The sequence below is a fragment of the Providencia sp. PROV205 genome, from assembly GCF_028479505.1.
In the GTDB taxonomy this organism is placed as follows: Bacteria; Pseudomonadota; Gammaproteobacteria; order Enterobacterales; family Enterobacteriaceae; genus Providencia; species Providencia huaxiensis.
In genome coordinates, this window is sequence record NZ_JAMPNU010000001.1 from 171,480 (window position 1) to 195,513 (window position 24,034).

Annotated in this window: 18 protein-coding genes; 10 read left to right on the forward strand and 8 right to left on the reverse strand. The window is 38.3% G+C overall.

Features of this window, described 5'->3' with window-relative positions; translation table 11 throughout:
• Positions 1–86 precede the first annotated feature (86 nt).
• Both ansB and chiP read left to right on the forward strand, forming a co-directional pair.
• Positions 87–1,130 (forward strand): L-asparaginase 2, encoded by a 1,044-nt coding sequence (gene ansB, locus PR800_RS00760; protein ID WP_166184639.1) that lies wholly within the window; start codon positions 87–89, stop codon positions 1,128–1,130.
• A gap of 535 nt (positions 1,131–1,665) precedes the next feature.
• A complete protein-coding gene (gene chiP, locus PR800_RS00765; protein ID WP_102138469.1) occupies positions 1,666–3,063 on the forward strand; it encodes a chitoporin ChiP in 1,398 nt (465 codons plus the stop codon).
• Positions 3,064–3,229: 166 nt separating this feature from the next.
• Here chiP and PR800_RS00770 read toward each other — a convergent pair whose 3' ends face one another.
• From PR800_RS00770 to ybfF, 8 genes are all read right to left on the reverse strand, one after another.
• Complete coding sequence (locus PR800_RS00770) at positions 3,230–3,763, reverse strand: bactofilin family protein (RefSeq protein WP_231068406.1); 534 nt, start codon at positions 3,761–3,763, stop codon at positions 3,230–3,232.
• 634 nt (positions 3,764–4,397) lie between these two features.
• Positions 4,398–4,847, reverse strand: a complete 450-nt coding sequence (fur, locus tag PR800_RS00775; protein WP_004256285.1) for a ferric iron uptake transcriptional regulator — start codon at positions 4,845–4,847, stop codon at positions 4,398–4,400.
• Between the two features lie 269 nt (positions 4,848–5,116).
• Positions 5,117–5,644 carry a flavodoxin FldA gene (gene fldA / locus PR800_RS00780; RefSeq protein ID WP_004256261.1) on the reverse strand — a complete coding sequence of 176 codons (528 nt, stop codon included), beginning with the start codon at positions 5,642–5,644 and terminating at the stop codon, positions 5,117–5,119.
• Between the two features lie 154 nt (positions 5,645–5,798).
• The gene (gene ybfE / locus PR800_RS00785) at positions 5,799–6,092 is read right to left on the reverse strand and encodes a LexA regulated protein (protein ID WP_102138471.1); all 294 of its coding nucleotides are present in this window, start codon (positions 6,090–6,092) and stop codon (positions 5,799–5,801) included.
• Between the two features lie 169 nt (positions 6,093–6,261).
• Entirely contained in the window at positions 6,262–8,361 is a 2,100-nt protein-coding gene (locus PR800_RS00790; RefSeq protein WP_272529959.1) for a type I secretion system permease/ATPase, read from the reverse strand.
• A gap of 3 nt (positions 8,362–8,364) precedes the next feature.
• Positions 8,365–9,693 (reverse strand): HlyD family type I secretion periplasmic adaptor subunit, encoded by a 1,329-nt coding sequence (locus PR800_RS00795; protein ID WP_231068403.1) that lies wholly within the window; start codon positions 9,691–9,693, stop codon positions 8,365–8,367.
• On the reverse strand, positions 9,690–11,795 hold the full coding sequence (locus PR800_RS00800; protein WP_272529960.1) for a peptidase domain-containing ABC transporter: 2,106 nt from the start codon (positions 11,793–11,795) through the stop codon (positions 9,690–9,692). The genes PR800_RS00795 and PR800_RS00800 overlap by 4 nt, the downstream gene beginning before the upstream one ends.
• A 242-nt stretch (positions 11,796–12,037) precedes the next feature.
• Entirely contained in the window at positions 12,038–12,814 is a 777-nt protein-coding gene (gene ybfF, locus PR800_RS00805) for an esterase (RefSeq protein WP_102138475.1), read from the reverse strand.
• A 325-nt stretch (positions 12,815–13,139) separates the two neighbouring features.
• On the opposite strand from ybfF, the gene seqA reads away from it, so the two are divergent.
• The 8 genes from seqA to PR800_RS00845 all read left to right on the forward strand — a co-directional run bounded on the left by seqA (position 13,140) and on the right by PR800_RS00845 (position 24,010).
• A complete protein-coding gene (gene seqA, locus PR800_RS00810; protein WP_102138476.1) occupies positions 13,140–13,685 on the forward strand; it encodes a replication initiation negative regulator SeqA in 546 nt (181 codons plus the stop codon).
• A gap of 56 nt (positions 13,686–13,741) precedes the next feature.
• Positions 13,742–15,376: a phosphoglucomutase (alpha-D-glucose-1,6-bisphosphate-dependent) gene (gene pgm / locus PR800_RS00815; RefSeq protein WP_272529961.1), complete on the forward strand. Its 1,635-nt coding sequence runs from the start codon at positions 13,742–13,744 to the stop codon at positions 15,374–15,376.
• Between the two features lie 288 nt (positions 15,377–15,664).
• Positions 15,665–16,756 carry a 3-phosphoserine/phosphohydroxythreonine transaminase gene (gene serC / locus PR800_RS00820; protein WP_102138478.1) on the forward strand — a complete coding sequence of 364 codons (1,092 nt, stop codon included), beginning with the start codon at positions 15,665–15,667 and terminating at the stop codon, positions 16,754–16,756.
• A gap of 121 nt (positions 16,757–16,877) precedes the next feature.
• Positions 16,878–18,155, forward strand: a complete 1,278-nt coding sequence (gene aroA / locus PR800_RS00825; protein ID WP_102138479.1) for a 3-phosphoshikimate 1-carboxyvinyltransferase — start codon at positions 16,878–16,880, stop codon at positions 18,153–18,155.
• Positions 18,156–18,343: 188 nt separating this feature from the next.
• Positions 18,344–19,027, forward strand: a complete 684-nt coding sequence (gene cmk, locus PR800_RS00830) for a (d)CMP kinase (RefSeq protein ID WP_102138480.1) — start codon at positions 18,344–18,346, stop codon at positions 19,025–19,027.
• A gap of 173 nt (positions 19,028–19,200) precedes the next feature.
• On the forward strand, positions 19,201–20,874 hold the full coding sequence (gene rpsA, locus PR800_RS00835) for a 30S ribosomal protein S1 (RefSeq protein ID WP_004909559.1): 1,674 nt from the start codon (positions 19,201–19,203) through the stop codon (positions 20,872–20,874).
• Positions 20,875–20,930: 56 nt separating this feature from the next.
• Entirely contained in the window at positions 20,931–21,218 is a 288-nt protein-coding gene (gene ihfB / locus PR800_RS00840) for an integration host factor subunit beta (RefSeq protein WP_004256221.1), read from the forward strand.
• Between the two features lie 389 nt (positions 21,219–21,607).
• Entirely contained in the window at positions 21,608–24,010 is a 2,403-nt protein-coding gene (locus tag PR800_RS00845; RefSeq protein WP_272529963.1) for a DNA internalization-related competence protein ComEC/Rec2, read from the forward strand.
• Positions 24,011–24,034 lie beyond the last annotated feature (24 nt).

Genomic DNA, 24,034 nt, shown 5'->3' on the forward strand with positions numbered 1-24,034 from the left:
TTTATCCTAAAATAATTGTATAGGTCACATAAAATTCAGCATAATTCCACATAATAACTGAAGTTTATTAATGAAAGGAAAATAGGATGAAAAACAGAAATAAAGCGCTTTTAGCGACATTGGTTTCACTGTTTGCCGTATCTGCTATCGCTCAACCGAATATTACGGTATTGGCGACAGGGGGAACGATAGCAGGTGGCGGTGATTCAGCCACATCTTCCAGTTATCAAGCGGGTAAAGTCGGGATTGATGCTTTAATTAATGCCGTGCCAGAAACCCAAAAAATTGCCAATTTAAGTGGTGAGCAGTTGGTGAATATTGGTTCACAAGATATGAATGACCAAGTCTGGCTGACACTGGCGAAAAAAATTAACCAAGATTGCGATAAAACAGATGGTTTTGTAATCACTCATGGTACTGATACTTTAGAAGAAACGGCATTTTTCCTTGATTTAACCACGCAATGTAAAAAGCCAATTGTCTTGGTTGGTGCAATGCGTCCTTCAACAGCTTTGGGCGCTGATGGTCCTTTGAACCTGTATAATGCAGTAGTTTTAGCGACGGATAAGTCTGCTGGAGAGCGTGGTGTTTTGATGGCAATGAACGATAAAGTCGTGCAAGGCCGTAATGTGATGAAAATGAGCACCACTGAAGTACAGGCATTTGATGCCGTTAATAGTGGGGCAGAAGGTTTTATTCATGATGGTAAAGTCACCTATTTCCAAGCACCACAACCACGTGGTGACAAAGCGGCATTTGATGTAAGCAAACTCGAAAAGCTCCCTGCGGTAGGTATCGTTTATAATTATGCGAATGCATCAGCAGCTCCTGTGAAAGCCTTGAGAGAAGAAGGGGTTGAAGGAATTGTAAGCGCAGGTGTGGGTAACGGTAATATGTATAAAGTGGTATTTGACGCTTTAGCAAAAGCAGCGAAAGAAGACGTGGTTGTCGTTCGTTCAAGCCGTGTACCAACAGGTTATACAACAAGAAATGCTGAAGTAGATGACAATTTATATGGTTTTGTAGCTTCAGAAAGGTTGAACCCGCAAAAAGCGCGTGTATTGCTGCAATTAGCCTTAACCCAGACTAAAGATCCCCAGCAAATTCAGGCATTATTTGAAAAATATTAATTATCAAAACAAGTGTTAATTCAATACAGCGGGGTGCAGTAGCCTGTACCCCGTTAGTTTTATTGTTGCTAAGAAATTTCATATTTATGTATGTTATTTTTCAGCATAACAACATTTATCCTAAGCATTTCACTCAATATCTGATTTTTTTTAAGACAATTAGGTCAATGTGGTGATAGAAATTAGAGAATTCTTATCAAATAGCAAAAATTAAGGTCCAAAGGGTTAATTTACAGATTTTATCTTAAGCCCCAGCGAATGTGTTTCTCTTCATTATTTTTCATATTTATCAATATATTAAATTTTATTTTTAGTAAGGTCATCACCGGTGATAATGGTAGTTAATTAAAATTAATGTGCCGTTGATCATATTTTGGCAACAAAGCCTGTATCTGTGTTGATAATTCGCGTTGCAAAAAATAGGCTAAATACATCGCAAGAGGCATAACTCATTGTGAATATTTAGATTTAAATGGAAAGTTAAATCGTATTTCGGCCGAAAAATAAAATTAAAAAATATTAGAGGAATACAAGAATGGTTAATAAAAATGTCAATACTGGCAGGAAATTGCTCGTCTTAAAAATTGCAATAGCGATGCTTCCTATTGGTTACCAGCCAATTATGCATGCGGAGCAATTTCTTGAAGATTCAAAACTTACTGGTGGCCTTTACTACTGGCAACGAGATCGTTCACGTAAGGATTTAGACCCAAATAGCGATAAATATAAAAAATATGCGGATAATCTTAAACACTCAACGTTTAATGCCAGCCTAGATTTCTCATCCGGCTACTTCCAGGACATCATTGGGCTTGATTTAGCCGGTTTTACAGCTATTGAGCTATCAAATAGTGGGCCTGCTGCGCCAAATGAAATCGGCTTTAGTGATGCGAAATCACGTTGGGATGAAAAATGGACAGGGGATCGCAGTGGTGTGACTTTTTATAAGGCTGCTGCAAAATTGAAATATGGCCCTTTCTGGGGGAGAGGCGGCTATATTCAGCCAACGGGGCAAACGCTTTTAGCATCCCATTGGAGTTATATGCCTGGAACATACCGCGGATTAGAGCTGGGTGGGGTGTTTGATTTTGAGCAAAATGGTGAACTCAGCATGTCTTATATGTGGACCGACCGCTATAAAGCGCCTTGGTACCGTAGTATGTATGACTTTCGTGAAGCGGATGGTAAAACTGGGATCAGCTATTTACACTCAATTGGCTTTAAATATGACTTTAAAAACAATCTAGTCCTTGAAGGTGCATATGGGCAAGCTAAAAGTTATATGGATCAATATTTTGCCAAGGTTTCCTATGCTACTCCTGTTGTAGGCCGTGACTTACGTATGTCTTATCAATTTTATGGAGCAAAAGACAAGGTTTCAGACGGCGGAGTTAACGATGTTTATGACGGTTTAGCTTGGTTGCAAGCGATGACATTAGGTTACACCTACGATGAATTTGATTTTAAAGTTGAGGGAACCTATGTAAAAGCTAAAGGCAATCAAGGTTATTTCCTACAGCGTATGACCCCTGGCTGGGCAACATCAAATGGCCGTATGGATATTTGGTGGGATGGCCGTTCAGACTGGAATGCTAATAATGAAAAAGCAGTAATGGCAGGTGTCATGTATGATTTAAAAAATTGGGATTTAGCCGGATGGAAGGTCGGAACCTCATATATTTATGGATGGGATGCAAAACCAAGTACGAATAGCCAATATGCTCAAGATGTACGTTTGAAAGAAAGTGCATGGAACTTTGATATTTTATATACCGTACAGTCAGGTAGAGCGAAAGATACGTTGTTTAAACTGCATTTTACCAAATATGATAACCATACAGATATTCCGAGCTATGGCGGTGGTTACGGAAATATCTTCCAAGATGAAAAAGATATTAAATTTATGGTGATGATGCCATTTACTGTATTTTAAAGTATAAAACATTTTAGTCACAATGACTGCTATAGGGGAAACCATGGCAGTCATTAAAGGGTATTACCTTATATTTTTAATAATGAATAAGATATTAGCGTAAGGATAAATGCCTATATTAAAGCTTAAAAATAAGGTGAGTATTTTCACCTTATTTTTATTATGATTATAAAGATGTATTATTTACACTTTCATTGAGTATGAAAGTGTCTTGTTTTAGTTTATCTTTTAATACGGTAACTTTTTCTGAATGATGAGCTGGGTTTTTAACTTGTGCTTGACCAGATAAAATCCCACCTTTTTTAATTGATAAACTGCTGTAATGGATCGTGCCGTGGATTTCTCCATTATTTTCAATACAAATAGTATCAGAGTGGCATTCACCTTCAATTCGCCCATTTACCACCAGTTCTTTGCAGGTGATATTTCCTGTCACTTGGCCGTTTAACATAACTTTAACCATATTATCTTTTCCGGTTATATTCCCAATGACTTTTCCGTAGATATGCACTTGCTCATTAGAGGTAATATTTCCTTCAAAAATAACGTCCCTAGAGATAATCGTATTCGATTTTTCTTCACTAATAGTTGGAGTTGATAGTGTGACTTGTTCTTCTATCTTTATGGTCACTTCAGGCTCACTACTTATCGAAGGGGGCGTTGCTGTAGGTGCGGGCTTGTTTTGTCTTTTGGTGAACATTTTACTTACCTTTTTTTGATTGAAGTATACGATCAAGAACAGTATTGATAATGCAAACGAAAATAAGGCGATAGTTAAATAACTAAAAAACCACCCTATTAAAGTAAGAAACCAGAAGAAAAAACTTGTATTGAGAAAAAGATATGTTTTTTTCATCAGTTAATCTCTTACAAATTACTAAAGTACTCAATAAGTTTAGTCAATAAATGTAATTACACATTTAAATTGTACGTTAACGTTATGGCTACATTTGAATCATTAACTCTCTAATCTAGAGTTAAAATTATAGTAAGGTAATAAAATAATTTTATATAGTATGAAACACTAGAAATCATCTATAATATTATTTATATACTACTTTGATATGTAAGTGTAATTCTAGATAATAGAATATATTCATCGGTGAAATAATATAAAGGTTTTGATTTGAATTGCAACTATTATAGTTTCTAGGGGAAATTTTTACTAACTAAAAATTTTAGTGATAAATAGTTAAATTTAAGTTATTCACCAGAAATTATCACTAATCGATTGAAAAAATATCGATACTTAAAATAAAAAACCCTGATAAAGTTTATTATCAGGGTTTTGGTATTTTTAACCATTACGCTTTATCAACGATGGTTGAATACTATTACTCTTTTGCTTCGTGTGCGTCAGCATTATCACGGCAATCACCGTCTGCGCAATGACCATATAGATATAAACTATGGTTAGATAGCTTAATGCCATGGCGAGCAGCGATATTTTTTTGGCGAGTTTCAATGGATTCGTCAGTAAACTCAATCACTTTTCCACAATCTAAACAGATTAAATGGTCATGGTGATGTTGCTGAGTTAACTCGAATACAGATTTACCCCCCTCGAAGTTGTGACGGGTTACGATACCAGCATCATCAAATTGGTTTAACACGCGGTATACGGTTGCTAACCCGATCTCTTCACCCATATCGATCAGCTTTTTATAGAGATCTTCCGCACTGACGTGGTGGCACTCAGGCTCTTGAAGTACTTCCAAAATTTTTAATCTTGGAAGAGTGACTTTGAGTCCAGCATTTTTCAATGCTTTATTGTTGTCTGTCATGCGGGTTTGTCCTGTATCTTAAATCATAAATTTAACAATAATGAGACATTTTTAACATCAATACAGTTGTCTTCTAAACTGATTTACAATTATAGGCATGGAAAATAAAAATAGAAACCATGCATTGTCTCATTATTTTGATAATCTCTTGAGAACCTATCCTATTAGGATACCTTATCGGTTATTTTAGTTCACACCACTGGTTTAGGTGATTCATTTTGTGCAAAACAGTGGTGCAATCTATGGGTAAGGGTTCTTTATATGAACTATTAGCCTAAAATTTCAGCTAAAGACATTTCTTCAGAGATTTGTTTTACCCATGCATCAACACGTTCATCTGTTAGCTCAGGTTGACGATCTTCATCAATAGCTAAACCAATAAAGTGGTTGTCATCTGCCATGCCTTTGGATACTTCAAAGTGATAACCTTCTGTTGGCCAATGGCCAACAATAACAGCACCACGAGGTTCGATAATATCGCGGATCGTACCCATAGCATCACAGAAATATTCAGCGTAGTCTTCTTGGTCTCCACAACCAAATAAGGCGACAAGTTTACCTTCGAAATCAATTTCTTCGAGAGTAGGGAAGAAATCATCCCAATCACATTGGGCTTCACCATAATACCAAGTTGGAATACCGAGAAGTAGAATGTCAAAAGCTTCAATATCTTCTTTGCTACATTTTGCGATATCGTGAACTTCTGCTACATCTTTGCCTAATCTTTCTTGGATCATTTTGGCAATATTTTCTGTGTTACCTGTGTCACTTCCGAAGAAAATGCCTATGACTGCCATAAAGTGATTAACCTCTTGTTTTTCTAAGAGAGCTAGAGGCGATAATTTGCTTTCTAGAGCCCATTTAGAACGAAAATAGATAGAATATTACGCCTTATTCTGGCGAAAAAATGTTGCTAAGTCTGTCAAATTTGTGTGATTTATCAAGATAACGTTATTTGAGTATTGATGTATCGACATGCTCAAGTTGTGACATTAAAATTTCTTCGATCAATTCACTACGGCTTATATTTTTATCTTCAGCTAACTGATTCAATACCGCGACAGCTTCTTCGTTCAGCTTCAATTCAACCCTGCGCAATCCCTTCACTTTATCTCGTTTCAGTTGGTTGCGTTTGTTGATCCTTAATTGTTCATCCCGTGATAGCGGGCTTGTTTTAGGTCGCCCAGGCCTTCGTTCCTCAGCGAACAAATCTAGCGTAGTTCGATCTGTTTGTTCTTTTGCCATGTTTATAACTGCTAAAAGGGTGTGCCAGTAATTCAGCGCGCCATGATACCCTAGCTAATTCCCTTGTGCTATAGCTTCATCTATGATGATTTGGTTTAATTGGTTGTAAAGTGAGCACTTTTAGTAAAAAAGCACCACTTGTTATAGCCGTGATGCTTTTTTATACGCGTTATTGTGTTTGTTGGTACCATAAATTGGCGTATAAGCCATTTGATTTGAGTAAGTTTTCATGTGAATTCATTTCGTGTACTTCTCCTTGGCAAATTACACATATCCTATCTGCGTGCATAATCGTATTTAACCGATGTGCAATACTAATAACGGTTCTTCCTTGAGTAATTAATGGCATATTTTCCATTATGGCGGCTTCTGATTCATAATCGAGTGCGGAAGTAGCTTCATCGAGAATTAAAATATCGGGTTCGGTGAGCAAAGCACGCGCAAGTGCGATTCGTTGGCGTTGACCGCCTGAAAGGTTTAAGCCTTTTTCTGATAAGGGGTAACTAAAATTATCAGGTAATGACATTATAAAGTCATAAGCGCCAGCTAATTTTGCTGCGTGAATAACTTGTTCATCAGTCGCTTGTGGATGACTTAATCGAATGTTATCAGCGATAGAGCCGACGAATAAGGTACTTTCTTGTAATACGACGCTCATTTTTCGGCGTAATGAAACGGTATCTGCAACCGCGAGATCCATACCATCAACAATAACTTGCCCGTGCTGTGGGACATAAAGTCGTTGTAATAACTTTGTTAGGGTACTTTTCCCGGAACCTGAAGGGCCGGTAATGCCAATAAATTCACCTGCATTAACCGTTAATGACAAATTATTGAGAACTTCGGGCGTATCAGGTTGATAACGAAAGCGAATATTTTGAAACTCGATTTTTCCGTGAATATTTGACGTATTTGCAATCCCCTTACGTTCATTTTCTACGGGCTCATCAAGAATATCTCCCACTCGACGTAATGAAATGATGGTGTGTTGGAAATCTTGCCAAACTTGGGCAAACCGCAACACAGGCTGTGTAACATGCGCACTTAGCATATTAAATGCCACTAATTCGCCAGGCGAAATCCCACCATTTAGCACCTCTTTGACACCAACCCACAAAAGGATTGCGGTAGTTATTTTGCTCACGAATGTCATTAATTGAGAGGCCACCTCACTGCGCATTGAAACTTTAAAGCTTTGAGTTAGCTGTTTACTAAATATTTTTTTCCAGCGTTGGTTAAAGTACTTTTCTGTTGCTGTCGTTTTTATGGTTTCAATCCCAGTAATACTTTCAGTAAGAAATGTGAGACCATTTTCATCGGCTTGATAGGATTTTTCAGTTTGCTGGCGAATAATTGGGCCTAGGACCATCCATAAAACAAAGAATACCCCCATAGAGCCTAATAAAATCCAAGTCATCAAACTACTGTAGGAAAATAAAACCGCGACAAAAAGAATGACAAAGATAAAGTCTATAAATAGCATCAGAGTTGAACCCGTTAAGAATTGCCTTATATGGGCTAATTCACGGATCCTTGCGATAATTTTACCGGTTGGTCTTAGCTTAAAATAATTTAGAGGTAAGGCCATTAAATGGCGATAAATTTTGCCTGATAATTCAGCGCTGATCTGGCTGCTACTATGACTAAAAATTTTATTACGAATAAAGCCATATATCGGCTCTGCAACAGCAATGGCAAAAATTGCCAATGCAATGACATGCAAATTTGAGAGACTGCGTCCAACTAACACTTTGTCGATTAAATTTTGAAATAATAAAGGGCTAATTAAGGCAAAAAGCTGAATAATGGCAGAGAGAATAAAAATATTTCGTAATTTAACGTGTTGGCGCAAAATAGAGGGAATAAACCAACTAAAGCCAAAGGCTTTTTTTTGCTCGGGCTCTAATTGTTCTTTAATGAGTAATACGTCAAATTCAGTTTCTGGAAGTACAGTAGAGTTATGAATGGGTTCCTGTTCGTCATTGGCGGGGTTTATGAGTACCAGTTCATTTTCTTGGCTAATAACTTGCCAAAAACCCGCTACATAGATTAAAGCAGGTAAAGGCAGCGTGCTTAATTGTGTATATTGCGCGGTAATAAGCTCGGTTTCATACCCTAATGTATGTGCGCATTCTCTAATTTCCCACTCAGTAGGGGATAAAGTTTGCATACCAATTGCATGCCTGAGTTGATCAGATGAAACATTGTTTTGGTAATATTTAGCCACCCAAACTAAAGCATCCAAGCCATGATTATTTAATTGTTCCATCGATTATTTCTCTCTCATCGCGTTTGAGGTGTATTCATTGATAGGGCTGAGCAAGTAATCAATAATGCGACGTTTATCCGTTTTTATTTCAGCTACAATGGATAAACCGGGAGTCAGTTCAATGGACTCACCATCGACGAGTAGTTCTTTTTGATTAAGACCGATTTGTCCTAAGAATACTAATCCAAGGTTTTCATCGAGAGTACTGTCACGAGATATGGAAATCACTTCACCTTCAACCGTGCCATAACGAGTGTAAGGGAAAGCATCTATTTTCACTTCTGCTCTCAACCCTTCATAGATGAACCCAATATCTTTGTTCAAGATTTTAATTTCAGCTAATTGAACATGATTATTAGGAACTACCGCCATTAACTGCTGTGCCGGTTGTAGCACAGCCCCTAAAGTATGTGTAGCAAGCTGCTGAATAGTGCCATCAACGGGAGCTCGTATAATCTCTAATTGATTCCTCTCTTTATTTTTTAATAATTCTTGTTCAAGAGAAACTCGCTTAAAGTCGGCTTGTTTGTATTTTTCATCCCACTCTTGGTTTTTTTGTGCTTTCATTCTGCCCATCTTTTCATTTAAGGCGTGATGCTGGCTTTTTAGAATTGATAACTCAGATAATTTGGTGACTTTTTCTTTTTTAGCGATTAATAGTTCCCGCTCTTGTTCTAAAAACTCTTTCTGGCTGATTAACTGCTTTTCTGTTAACGAATGGTGTGCATCAAGGCGCTTTTTGATGTTCACAATGAGGGAGTTGATGGTTAGTAATTCATCTTTTCTAGCTTGTTGATTAACAATATTTAATTGAATTTCATTGTTAAGTTCATTAATTAATGAATCAAATTCTATTTTTTGTGTTTGAAAGCTAGCCCGCGTATTGTTCTGTTCTGTTTCAGTTAATTGACTAAATAAAGGTAATTGTTCAAGGGGCTGTTGTGAAATCAATGATTGATAAATTAGTATTTCAGATACATGGAAGTTATGTTGATAATTTAAACTTAGGATATCTTGGTCAACGCCGAGCACATTGACAGTAATTAAAGGATCCCCTTGTTTTACTACTTGCCCATCAGTAACATGAATATGTTCTAAACGGCTTAATTCAAACGCTTGAATTAACTGTGTTCGTCCCGAAACAATCAGTTTCCCCTGAGTCGTTGCTTGAATATCCAATTTGCCAAAAAATGACCAAGTCACGGCAAGAAAAACGCCTATACCAATAGAAATAGCGACATATAGAGCCAAATAAGACGGTGGTGTCTTTAATATTGCCAAGTGTGAAGGCAAAAAGCTGTTATAACGGTTTTTATCTAATCGATGTTTCATTTTACGTCCATGTCTGATTTCAGAGACTGTTGTAGAGTCCACAAGTGTTTATAAAAATCACCTTGTTCAATAAGTTGCTGGTGGCTACCTTGCTCAATGATTTCCCCATTTTGCATCACAATGATCCGCTGGTGATGGCGAATGGTTGATAAGCGATGAGCAATTGTGATGATGGTTCTTCCTTTTGCAATAATATGCATATTTTCTTGAATAACGGCTTGGGACTCGTCATCTAACGCGCTAGTTGCCTCATCAAAAATAATCACTTTAGGGTTAGAGAGTAGTGTTCGAGCAATAGCAATGCGTTGGCGTTGACCGCCAGAAAGGGATGTTCCTCCCTCGGCAAGAACGGTGTCGTAACCTTTGGGTAATTTCAAAATAAAATCGTGTGCTCCCGCCATTTTGGCCGCATGAACGACTTCGTCCATGGAAGCATCCGGTGAGGTTTGAGCAATATTGTGAAAAACGGATTGGCTGAATAAAAAATTCTCTTGCAGCACAATGCCAATTTGTTGACGAAGGGAGTGTAAGTTAATCGCGGATATGGGCGTGTTATCCACAAAAATGGCGCCACTCTCTGGGGTATAGAGCCGTAGTAACAATTTAGCAAGGGTACTTTTACCTGACCCGGACGTACCGACAATGCCAATGGTTTCTCCCGCTTTAATATTTAAATTAAAGTTTTTTAGAACAAACGGCATGTTTGGTTGGTAACGGAACGAAATATTTTTTAAATTTAAATGCCCTTGAAGGGGCAATTTATTTTCTTGCTGAGATTGTTCGATAGGTAAGTTGATAATTTGGGATAGTTTTTCGATAGCGACACGGGTTCGAATGTAGTCCCCCCATAGTTTAGTGAGTTTGATGAGAGGCTGATTAGCGTGACTAACCATCATGTGAAAGGCAATAAGCTGGCCAATCGTCATTTGCAATGCTAAAACTTCAGAGGCGCCAACCCACAAAACAATCGCACTGGTGATTTTTTCAATAGCCATCACCAAATGTTCAGAACGCGAGCTTATTTGCCCTGATACAAAGTTAGTTTGGCTCATATCAGAGGTTTGACCGTCCCAGCGACGAGTAAAATTTGGTTCTACGGATAAGCTTTTCGCGGTTTCGATTCCATTAATACTTTCAGTCAAAAAAGAGGTATTGATGGCGATGTTGGTAAACTGTTGTTGTGCTGCCGATTCAATTTTAGGCGTTAACCACCAAGCTAATAAAAGATAAAATGGAATAGAACACAGAAATATTATTGTGAGTGTTGTGGAGATTAAATTCATCACAAAAATAAATACAAATAAAAATAATACATCTACACATAGAGTGAAAAAGCTACTGGTTAAAAATTCACGAATAGTTTCGAGCTCTTTCACTCGGGTAACAATCGCACCTATTTGCCTACTTTTAAAAAAGGGAATAGGTAGTCTAAGTAAATGATTAACCAGTTTTAAGCCAAGTGTCATATCAATACGATTAACTGTATGATGATAAATGTACTCACGTAACCCTTTCAACGTCACTTCTATTAGTGCTGCTATCATTAACCCAAAAATTAAAACATCCAAGGTGACTAAGCTATTGTGAACGAGCACCTTATCCATAATAACTTGCATAACTATAGGGGATACTAATGCGAGGATTTGCAATATAAATGAAAAGAATAAAACCCACAAAATAATGGATTTATATTTCATAAATTCAACTTGGAACCAAGTGATGTCAAATTGCCCCTGTTTAAGGCTTACCTGTAACCAATGGCCACTCCATTGTTGATTCAGTTCTTCAATGCTCCATATTTCGGGAGGGGTATTTCCAAATTGCTGAACGAGCACTTGCTCTTGGTTGCGGTTAGCTAATAGAAAGGCTTCTCCTTTGACATTATATAAAATAGCAGGGCAAACTATTTTAGTTAGATTTTTATTTTTCTGATGTTTATTCCTACAGCGAATGGAGTACTTTGATTTAATAATGTCAAGTTTTTCATTGTAACCAATAGGTTTATTGAGTGCTTGTTCTAGTTCTTTAGGGTTTATTCCCCCTGACAACTTAGCAATAACACTAATAAAGTATAATGTCGATTCTGATTTGAGACTATCCATTTTCTATATTAATAAATTCCTTAAGTTATTTTAATTTTAAAATTAAACTGTGTATTAATAAAATATACAGTAGATAACAATAAAATAGGGTGGAATTTGGATAATACAGGGTTTGTAATTCGCTGTGTATTGAAGTTAGTCTTATTATGTAGTTAATAAAGAAATTATATTTAACTACAAATATATTTAAAGATATTGAAAAGTTATATGTCTTTTCAATATCTATATTTAAATGTAATTAATTATTCGGGGATAGATAAAAAACGATGGATAGCTCTTAAAACATGGTCTGGTTTTTCTGCATGAACCCAGTGCCCTGTATCAGCGACAACCCACGCTTTGGCTTGCGGAAATTGTTGTGCGATTTGTTCTTTATATTCAGCTTGCACATAGGGGGAGTTTCCTCCGGGGATTAACAACACGGGTTTGTCCCAAGCAGGTACTGTTTCCCAACCAATAATACTTTCATAATTAGCTTTGAGAGCGGGTAAATTAAATTTCCACTCACCTTGTTTAAACGACTTAAGCAGAAATTGGATTACGCCATCCTCATTAATGTAATCATGCATAATCACGGTAGCTTCTTGGCGAGTTTTCGCATTTTTTGCTATGGCCGCATCAAGAGCTGCAAATATTTTATCATGACGACGGACTTGGTAAGCGACGGGCGCCATATCAATCGCAACGATGCTATCAATAAAATTAGGGGCTATTGCGGTTGCTGCCATGGCAATTTTCCCCCCCATTGAGTGGCCAATTAAAATAGCATTTTCGTAACCTAAAGATTTTACTAATGTAATAACATCTTGAGCCATTTGCTGGTAACTCATTTGCTCATCACGAAATGAGTCACCATGATTACGAACATCAATTTGAATCGTATCGAAATATTGTTGTAAATTACGCCCTAAAACACCTAAGTTGTTGAGGTCACCAAATAGCCCATGGATGAGTACTACTGGGCTATTTGAGATTGGATTTTCAGGTTTATGAATAGTATGGTTAAGTAATACAGTCATATTTGTTTGATCAATTCGTCAGCGGTACATGTGGTCTTATCATGTCACGGCTCTGAGTAAAATCCAAATGGTCAAATAAACTGCAATCTTGGTTGAGGCAAGTTAATGGGGCGATAACTAAGAGGATCATCGCCAGTAAATTTGAGAAAATTGAATTTGGCCACGGAGGTGAAATACTGAAAGTAATGGCATGATAACCTACTGAATTATCTTCGAACTTAGAATAATGTTTACTTTAAGTTATTGAAATTTTAATTGTTTTGTTTTTTTTAAATCTGTCTTATAATCACACCGCAAATTTTAGTTAAATAAGTACTGGGAAAAAATGAAAACGATAGACGTTGATGAAGAGCTTTACCGCTATATTGCGAGCCATACACAGCATATCGGTGAAAGTGCATCGGATATTTTGCGCCGTATGTTAAATTTCAAATCCGGGCAGCCAGTACAAGCAAAAGAAATGAGTCAGGAACATGCTGTTATTAAGGCTGAACCTGCGACGAGTATACCTGCTGTTGCATTAAATCCTGTTAGGGTCATTAGAGAGCTCCTGTTATCTGACGCTTATGCAGAAAAAAATAAAGCGATTGACCGCTTTATGTTGATTTTATCTACTTTATATAGTTTAGATGCGAATCGTTTTGCGAGTGCAACAGAGTTAATGCATGGTCGAACTCGTATTTATTTTGCTGGCGATGAGCAAACATTACTTGCAGCCGGTAAACAATCTAAGCCTCGCCATATTCCTGGGACACCGTATTGGGTGATCACAAATACGAACACGAATCGTAAACGTAGTATGGTTGATGCGATTATGCAGGAAATGCAATTTCCAACCAATGTGATTGAAAAAGTTTGTAATACTATTTAAAAACTGAAAGGCCACTGATGTTGATAACAAAGCATCAGTGCTTTGGGAGAAAACAAGTGACAATACATGAACGTGCAGGGCAGCTTCCGTTTCAAAGTGACTTGATCAATGTCGCTCAATTAACCGCTCAATATTATACGCAGCAACCACAACCTGGAAATGCATCTCAAGCTGTTAGGTTTGGAACATCAGGGCATCGTGGTAGCTCATTGCGTAAAAACTTTAATGAAAGCCACATATTAGCTATTGCACAAGCGATAGCTGATTTACGCAAAAAGCAAGGCGTAACAGGCCCTTGTTTTGTGGGGAAAGACACCCATGCGTTATCAGAAGCGGCATTTATCACTGTGGTTGAAGTCTTAGCGGCAAATCAAGTTCATGTTATTGTTCAGGAAAATAATGGATTTACCCCAACGCCTGCTGTCTCTCATGCCATTTTAAGTTATAACCAATCACATCAAGATGTTGCGGATGGTATTGTTATTACACCATCACATAATCCACCTGAAGATGGCGGTATTAAATATAATCCTGCGAATGGTGGGCCGGCAGATACCGATTTAACGTCTGTCATTGAGAAAAATGCTAACCAATTGCTAGCCAATAACCTTGAAGGAATTAAAAGAACCAACTTTGATAGTGCGATGGCGAGTGAGTACGTCATTCAGAAAGATTTGGTTATGCCTTATGTCTCTGCATTAGGTGAAGTTGTTGATATGCAAGCAATTGCTAAGTCTGGTTTAAAAATTGGCGTTGACCCTCTAGGCGGCTCTGGTATTGAGTACTGGAAAAAAATTGCTGAATATTATCAATTAGATATTGAAATCGTAAATGACCAATTAGACCAAACATTCCGTTTTATGCCTTTAGACCATGATGGTGTCATCCGTATGGACTGCTCATCAAGTTGGGCAATGGCGGGTTTGCTTGGGATGAAAGAAAAATTTGATTTAGCTTTCGCTAATGACCCTGACTATGACCGTCATGGCATTGTCACCCCCGATGGTTTAATGAACCCAAATCACTATCTTGCTGTGGCAATCGACTACCTATTCCAACACCGCCCTCAGTGGGGAAAAAATGTTGCGGTAGGGAAAACCCTTGTCTCAAGTGCGATGATTGACCGTGTTGTTAACGATATAGGGCGTGAATTAGTTGAAGTACCAGTAGGGTTCAAATGGTTTGTTGATGGGTTATTCAGCGGCCAGCTAGGTTTTGGCGGTGAGGAAAGTGCTGGGGCATCATTTTTGAAATTCGATGGCACACCTTGGTCAACAGACAAAGACGGTATCATTCTTTGCTTACTCGCTGCAGAAATTACGGCGGTTACGGGTGAAAACCCGCAGCAACGTTATAATAACCTCGCTAAGAAATTTGGCGCACCGATTTACAACCGTATTCAAGCGAAAGCGACTCACGAGGAAAAAGCGAAGCTAAGTAAATTATCACCGGAAATGGTTGCAGCAGATACATTGGCTGGAGATAAAATTACACAGCGTTTAACTGCTGCCCCTGGTAATAATGCACCAATTGGCGGTTTAAAAATCATGACTGATTATGGCTGGTTCGCAGCAAGACCATCAGGCACGGAAGAAGCGTATAAAATTTATTGTGAAAGCTTCCGCGGAGAAGAGCATTTACGCCAAATAGAAAAAGAAGCGATTGAGATCGTAAGCAAAGTTATTCGCTAATTTTTTAATTTTTTATAAAAGACATTTCAATGAATATCCCGAAATACAGCGCAATGATGTAATTCGGGATATTATCGCTTATTTATTGTTAATTTCTCCATAAAATTGTGCTTGTCGAGAGTGTGACAAGATTAACAAAATTCTTTTTCCCATTATCAAAAAATAACCCCCCTTTCATTTTTGGGCTTGCTGACAATAACCGTTGCAGCTAAAGGCTTGGAGTGGTACAACTTTAAGTATCTGAGTGAATTTTATTAACCATAATTGAAGATGGATAGGGTGAGGTCAATGAGTCAGGTTTATAATTTCAGTGCAGGCCCAGCTATGCTACCTGTTGAAGTCATGCGTCGTGCTGAACAAGAGTTTTGTAATTGGAAGGGATTAGGCGTTTCTGTCATGGAAGTTAGCCATCGCGGAAAAGACTTTATCGAAGTGGCAACAGAAGCAGAACAAAATTTACGTGATCTATTAAACATTCCTGATAACTATAAAGTTTTATTTTGTCACGGTGGGGCTCGAGCCCATTTTGCTACATTACCGATGAATTTATTAGGTGATAAAACGACCGCTGACTATATTGTGAGTGGCTATTGGTCAGAGTCAGCAGCAAAAGAAGCTGAAAAATACTGCACACCTAATGTAATTCAAATTACTGAAGAAAAAGACGGTGTTGTGAGTTTAAAACCCATGAAAGAATGGCCATTAAGTGATGATGCCGCTTATGTCCACTATTGCCCAAATGAAACCATTGGTGGCTTAGCTATTCATGAAGAACCTGACTTCCCTGAAGATAAAATTATTGTTGCTGACTATTCCTCTTCTATCTTATCTAAACCGATCGATGTAAGTCGTTATGGTGTCATTTATGCGGGAGCTCAAAAAAATATTGGGCCAGCTGGATTAACTATCGTTATTATCCGAGAAGACCTGCTCGGTAAAGCTTCGCCTCAGACTCCATCTGTATTTGATTACACGGTATTAGCAAAACACGATTCAATGTTTAATACCCCACCGACCTTTGCTTGGTATCTTGCGGGGATGGTCTTCAAATGGTTAAAAGAACAAGGTGGTTTGCAAGAAATGGCTAAGCGTAATTATGAAAAATCACAATTACTCTACAATGCAATTGATGATAGCCAGTTCTACATTAACCGTGTTGCGGTTGAAAACCGTTCTTGGATGAATGTACCGTTCCAAATGCAAAACCCGGCTCTTGATGCGAAATTTATTGATGGAGCCAAAGAGCAAGGCTTACTTTCTCTAAAAGGCCATAAAGTGGCTGGTGGTATGCGTGCGTCAATCTATAATGCGATGCCATTAGCGGGTGTACAGGCTTTGGTTGATTTTATGGCTGATTTCGAACGTCATAACGCTCAATAATGAGATTTGCCGACTGAAATAGGATGTTCAGTCGGTTATTTGTGCTCTTTACATTTGACTTAAAAGAAAATAGAGCCAGATTTTATTTACTTGCAAAACTTCACTGGAGAAACTGCTTTTTATGCAATCCCTGACATTACAACCTATCTCTTCAATTAACGGCACAATTAATTTGCCAGGGTCAAAAAGTGTCTCAAACCGCGCACTATTATTAGCAGCGATGGCTAAAGGAACGACCACACTCACTAACTTATTGGACAGTGATGATATTCGCCATATGCTGAATGCATTAACCCAGTTAGGCGTTAGCTACCAACTATCGGAAGATAAAACATGTTGTCGTGTGGAAGGTTTAGGCGGAAACTTATCTCATCCAAATGCTCTAGAGATATTTTTAGGCAATGCCGGAACGGCAATGCGCCCACTGGCTGCTGCATTATCACTAAGTCACAATAATATTATTTTAACGGGTGAGCCTCGCATGAAAGAGCGCCCAATTGGGCATTTGGTCGATGCATTAAGGGAAGGTGGCGCAGAAATTGAATATTTAGAGCAGGAAAACTACCCGCCACTACGATTGAAAGGTGGTTTTATCGGTGGTCAAATTTCAGTCGATGGGTCTGTTTCCAGCCAGTTTTTAACTGCATTGTTAATGGCGGCTCCGCGTGCAGAGCAAGATACAACAATTACAATTATTGGCGAGTTAGTCTCTAAACCTTATATTGATATCACGTTAGCATTAATGAAAACATTTGGTGTTAATGTCGAAAATCATCAATATGAACATTTCGTTATCAAAGGGCAGCAACAATACCAATCACCAGGTGAATATTTAGTAGAAGGTGATGCTTCATCAGCGTCTTATTTCCTCGCTGCGGCTGCCATTAAGGGAGGCGTAGTGCGTGTAACAGGAATTGGGCGTAATAGTTTGCAAGGGGATACTAAATTTGCCAACGTATTAGAAAAAATGGGCGCGACTATTCGTTGGGGTGATGACTACGTTGAGTGTGAACGCGGAACGTTGACAGGTATTGATATGGACATGAATGCGATCCCTGATGCTGCAATGACTATTGGAACGGTTGCTCTGTTTGCTGAAGGCGAAACGGTTATTCGTAATATTTATAACTGGCGAGTAAAAGAGACCGACCGGTTATATGCGATGGCGACAGAGTTACGAAAAGTTGGCGCTGAAGTGGAAGAAGGACATGATTATATTCGTGTCGTTCCACCGAAAAAATTACAGCATGCTGAAATTGAAACTTATAACGACCATCGTATTGCAATGTGTTTTTCGTTAGTTGCATTATCAGATACGCCAGTAACAATTTTGGATCCCGGCTGCACTGCAAAAACTTTTCCTGATTACTTCGAACAGTTGGCACGTTTAAGTCATTAATCTATTGGTTGGGTTGATATTATTTTCTTTGATATCAACCTGATTTTTACGATCCAAACATCAATTTTCTCTTATTTTTTAGCAATCATCAGAACCTGCTTATTTCACAAATCTACTGAATTGGTATAATACCTTCACAGATTTTAATTGCGGGTAGCTAGGCTATTTGCAGAAAAGGAGATTTTTATATGGTGGCGATAGCCCCTGTAATCACCGTTGATGGACCAAGCGGAGCAGGTAAAGGTACACTTTGCCAAGCATTAGCAAACGAATTTGGATGGCAGCTTTTAGACTCTGGCGCAATTTATCGTGTATTAGCGTTAGCTGCGTTACATCACCATGTTGATATCCAATCCGAAGATGCGTTAGTTCCTTTGGCTGCAAATTTAGATGTGAAATTTGTTCCTGAAGATAATGTACTGAAAGTCATTCTGGAAGGGGAAGATGTTTCGAATCAAATTAGAACCGAAACAGTAGGGAATACAGCATCCCAAACAGCAACTTTTCCTCGCGTACGTGAAGCCTTACTTCGACGTCAACGTGCATTTAGAACGCTACCTGGACTTATTGCCGATGGCCGTGATATGGGAACGGTGGTTTTCCCCGATGCCCCAGTAAAAATTTTTCTTGATGCGTCAGCTGAAGAACGTGCTCATCGGCGGATGAAGCAGTTGCAAGAAAAAGGTTTTGATGTTAATTTTGAACGTCTTTTAAGCGAAATTGAAGAGCGAGATTTTCGTGATCGTAATCGCTCTGTTGCACCTCTTATTGCCGCGAAAGACGCATTAGTGCTGGATTCCACAAGTATGTCTATTGAGGAAGTTATTGAAAAAGCACACACCTATGCAAAAAAAATTCTACAATTATCGTGATAATAGGCTTTATTTTAGCTTATAATTAGATAATATACGCAGTTACCGCTATGTGATTATATTATTAGCATAGCATCAACCTTGCGACATGGAATGTTGTGGGGTATGTGAAACAACCCCATTTGGCGGGAAGCTAAGTGGACGTTAATTTAAAACTCTTGAAGATCATTAATATGACTGAATCTTTTGCTCAACTCTTTGAAGAATCCCTGCAGAATATTGAAACTCGTCCTGGTTCTATCGTCCGTGGTACTGTTGTTGCCATCGATAAAGACGTAGTCCTTGTTGACGCAGGTCTTAAATCAGAATCTGCTATCCCAGTAGAACAGTTCAAAAATGCTCAGGGTGAGCTAGAAATCCAAGTTGGCGACGAAATCGATGTAGCTCTGGATGCAGTAGAAGATGGTTTCGGTGAAACTATCCTGTCTCGTGAGAAAGCTAAACGTCATGAAGCATGGCTGATGCTGGAAAAAGCTTACGAAGAAGCTGAAACTGTAACTGGTGTTATCAACGGTAAAGTTAAAGGTGGTTTCACTGTTGAGCTGAACGGTATTCGTGCGTTCTTACCAGGTTCACTGGTTGATGTACGTCCAGTTCGTGATACTACTCACTTGGAAGGCAAAGAGCTTGAGTTCAAAGTAATCAAGCTGGATCAGAAACGCAACAACGTTGTTGTTTCTCGTCGTGCTGTAATTGAATCTGAAAGCAGCGCTGAGCGCGATCAACTGCTGGAAAATCTGCAAGAAGGCATGGAAGTTAAAGGTATCGTTAAGAACCTTACTGACTACGGTGCATTCGTTGATCTGGGCGGTGTTGACGGCCTGCTGCATATCACTGACATGGCTTGGAAACGTGTTAAACACCCAAGCGAAATCGTCAACGTTGGTGATGAAATCAATGTTAAAGTTCTGAAATTCGACCGTGAGCGCACTCGTGTTTCTCTGGGTCTGAAACAACTGGGCGAAGATCCTTGGGTCGCAATCGCTAAACGTTACCCAGAAGGTACTAAACTGACTGGTCGCGTTACTAACCTGACTGACTACGGCTGCTTCGTAGAAATCGAAGAAGGCGTTGAAGGTTTAGTTCACGTTTCAGAAATGGATTGGACTAACAAAAACATCCACCCATCTAAAGTTGTTAACGTTGGTGATGTTGTTGAAGTTATGGTTCTGGATATCGATGAAGAACGTCGTCGTATCTCTCTGGGCCTGAAACAGTGCAAATCTAACCCATGGCAGCAATTTGCAGAAACTCACAACAAAGGCGACCGCGTTGAAGGTAAAATCAAGTCTATCACTGACTTCGGTATCTTCATCGGTCTGGACGGCGGCATCGATGGCCTGGTTCACCTGTCTGACATCTCCTGGAACGTTGCAGGCGAAGAAGCAGTTCGTGAATACAAAAAAGGTGATGAAATCGCAGCTGTTGTTCTGCAAGTCGACGCAGAGCGTGAGCGTATTTCTTTAGGTGTTAAACAGTTAGCTGAAGATCCATTCAATAACTACTTAGCAGCAACTAAGAAAGGCGCAATCGTAACTGGTAAAGTAATCGCAGTTGATGCTAAAGGTGCAACTGTTGAGCTGACACTGGGCGTTGAAGGTTACCTGCGTGCATCAGAAGCTTCACGTGACCGTGTTGAAGATGCAACACTGGTTCTGAACGTTGGTGATGATGTTGAAGCTAAATACACTGGTGTTGATCGTAAAAACCGTGTAATCAACCTGTCTGTTCGCGCTAAAGACGAAGCTGATGAGAAAGACGCTGTCGCAGCTGTGAACAAACAAGAAGATACAGCATTCGGCAACAATGCTATGGCTGAAGCTTTCAAAGCAGCTAAAGGCGAATAATTAAGTGGGGGCAACAGTAGCGTTGCCCCTTTGTAACGGTAGTTTAGGGAGGTACTATGACCAAGTCTGAATTAATTGAAAGACTGGCTAGCCAGCAGTCTCATCTTTCAGCAAAAACCGTTGAGGAAGCTGTAAAGGAAATTCTTGAGCATATGGCGGATACGTTAGCTAACGGTGAGCGTATTGAAGTCCGTGGTTTCGGCAGTTTTTCTCTTCACTACCGTGCTCCACGCGTTGGCCGTAACCCAAAAACTGGTGATAAAGTGGAACTAGAAGGTAAATATGTTCCTCATTTTAAACCAGGTAAAGAATTACGTGATCGTGTAAATATTTACGGCCAATAATCAGGCTGTAGATCTTAATTATTACATCAAAACAGTGCTTGTATTTTATACGGCACTGTTTTTTATATCTAGCTAACACCAACACCAACACCAACACCAACACCAACACCAACACCAACACCAACACCAACACCAACACCAACACCAACACCAACACCAACACCAACACCGCTTCTATACTTTTAAAGCCTATAAAAATAATAAAATAAATCCAAAAGCAGCTTTAGAGATATATACGTGTTTTGCGAAGCTCCTCGCAAACTAATATGTATATTTTTATCAGTAAAAAACATATTGGGAAGCGCTACGAAAAATAAAACAAAGAGACTTAAAAAATTCATAGGAATAAATAAACTAAAGCAAATAAACGCTATGTAGGGATACAAAAGTTGATAAAAAATATCATCTACATAATAAGATGGCTAAATAATTCAATCAAAAAATGTAATTTAATCTTTAATGGGAAATTGTCTGTTTCGATGACAATGGCTTCTATTGCTTTGATTTTAGGTACATTACCACTTTTATTTATACCTAAAATTTTAATGCTGAGTGAATTATTATTTGTTTCTTTGTTTGTATCGGTATTAATAATATTCTTTATATTTGGTAAATTATGTAAGTTTTTAGCACTAATTATTATGTTTTTTCTATGGGCTAATTGGCATGGAATTAACATCATTAATCATATTAATTATCTATCTAAAAAAAATAACGATATTGATGTGGTTATTGTTGGTATTCCTTTGAGTAGCAAAGAGCAAAAAATTAAAGTACGTATTGATAAAATTAACAATCGTATTGTTTTTCCTCCGTTATATGCTACATGGAAAACAAAGGAAACTGTTTGCGCAGGGCAGTCTTGGCGGATCAATGGCAAAATAAAGCCATTGCATAGTTCACTAAATGAAGGCGGGTTTAATCTACAACGTTATTATTTAGCTAATAGGGTTATAGGGGGGGTGAAAAGCCAAAAAATAGAACCATTAGAAATGGCGTGTTCTGTAAGGCAAAAAATTATTTATAACTATATGGAGCTAATTAGCTCATTATCTAATAAAGGAATTATTTATGGGTTAATGTTTGGCGATAGAAATTTACTGCCTACAGATCAAACCTATTTACTGCAGAAAACAGGTTTGACACATTTAATGGCTATCTCGGGTTTACATATTGGTTTAGCCTACTTGTTTGGTTTTCTTATTGCTCGAGGAATTCAATATTTTTTACCAATAAAATATATTAGTGAAATACTTCCAGTAGTAATAGGTATGGTGCTAGCTATTTTTTATGCATGGATCTCGGGGTTTGCTATCCCTGCAACACGGGCACTGTTTGCCTTACTATTATGGGTATATATTAGAAATAAGCCTGCAAGGCATTTTGCTTGGCAATGGGCGCTTTGGAGCATAGCGGGAATATTACTATTTGACCCATTGGCTATTTTGTCAGATAGTTTTTGGTTATCTAGCTTCGCTGTACTAGCCATCCTCTATTGGTTATCAATATTTCCATTAGCCTACCATTTAGCTAGAGGGATAAAAGGTAAAATTATAGGGTTAGCACATTTGCAAATAGGCTTGCTCATCTTACTAATTCCAATGCAACTTATTATATTTAATGGTATTAACATAATGGGGTTAGTGGCCAATATTTGGTTTGTTCCGTTAATTTCTTGGTGTGTTGTCCCTGCTATTTTGATCGTATTTTTAGTGCCAATAGAGGTAGTTCAGCGCTCTTTTCTATATGCGATAGATAGGGTGATAGATTTAGGGTTAAAGCCATTACCTTATTTCAGTACTTTTTGGTCAGAGTTCATTAATGTACCTTATTATTTATTCTTAATATGTTGGCTAAGCATCATTGTCATCTTATTTAAGTGGTACAAACGTTACTTTGGGCTTATTGGGTGTGTGGTTATCTCAATCTTTCTAGAAAGGGGAAGTGGTAAACAACTCAAAGAAGGCTGGAAAATGACGGTATTAGATATCGGGCACGGTTTAGCTGTTGTGATAGAGCAAAATGACTTGGCATTTCTCTATGATACTGGAAATACTTGGAAAGAAGGGAGTAATGCACAGCGTCAAATTGTTCCTTTTCTTAAATATCATGATATAACCCCTATTGGCTTAATTTTAAGCCATAATCATTTAGACCATACAGGGGGAGTGAATTATTTAATTCAACAATACCCATGGTTAAGTGTAAGAAGTAGTTTTGGGCCACAGGATACTTTGGCATACAAGAAAAAAAGTAATAATATTAATAATATAAGAAAGATGAAGCACCTTCCCTGTTTTAAAGGTCAAAAATGGCAGTGGGGAATATTAACTTTTGAAGTATTATGGCCTGAAAAGTTAGCACCAATATCGCATAATGATGATTCTTGTGTCATTCAATTGACGGATGGGTTTCATAAAATTTTATTAACAGGAGATATCGAAAAACAAGGGGAAAAATCACTTGTCGCAATGTACAAGAACCGGTTACGTTCGAATCTTCTTTTCGCCCCTCATCATGGAAGCAGCACTTCATCAACTGATTTATTGTTAAGAAATGTTCAACCTTCAATGGTAGTCGTCTCATCTGCAAGGTACAGTGCATGGAAAATTCCGTCGCCAAAAGTCTATTTTAGATATAAAAATAGTAATATTAAGTGGTTAAATACAGCAGAAGATGGTCAGTTAACTATATGGTTTAAAAGGGGAAATGTCCAAGCTTCACGTTACCGCTATGAAATTCAGCCCCGCTGGTATCATCTGTGGTTTGGCTTACCGCTATTTCCCGAGTAGAATAGTGCGCTTACATTAAGTCTG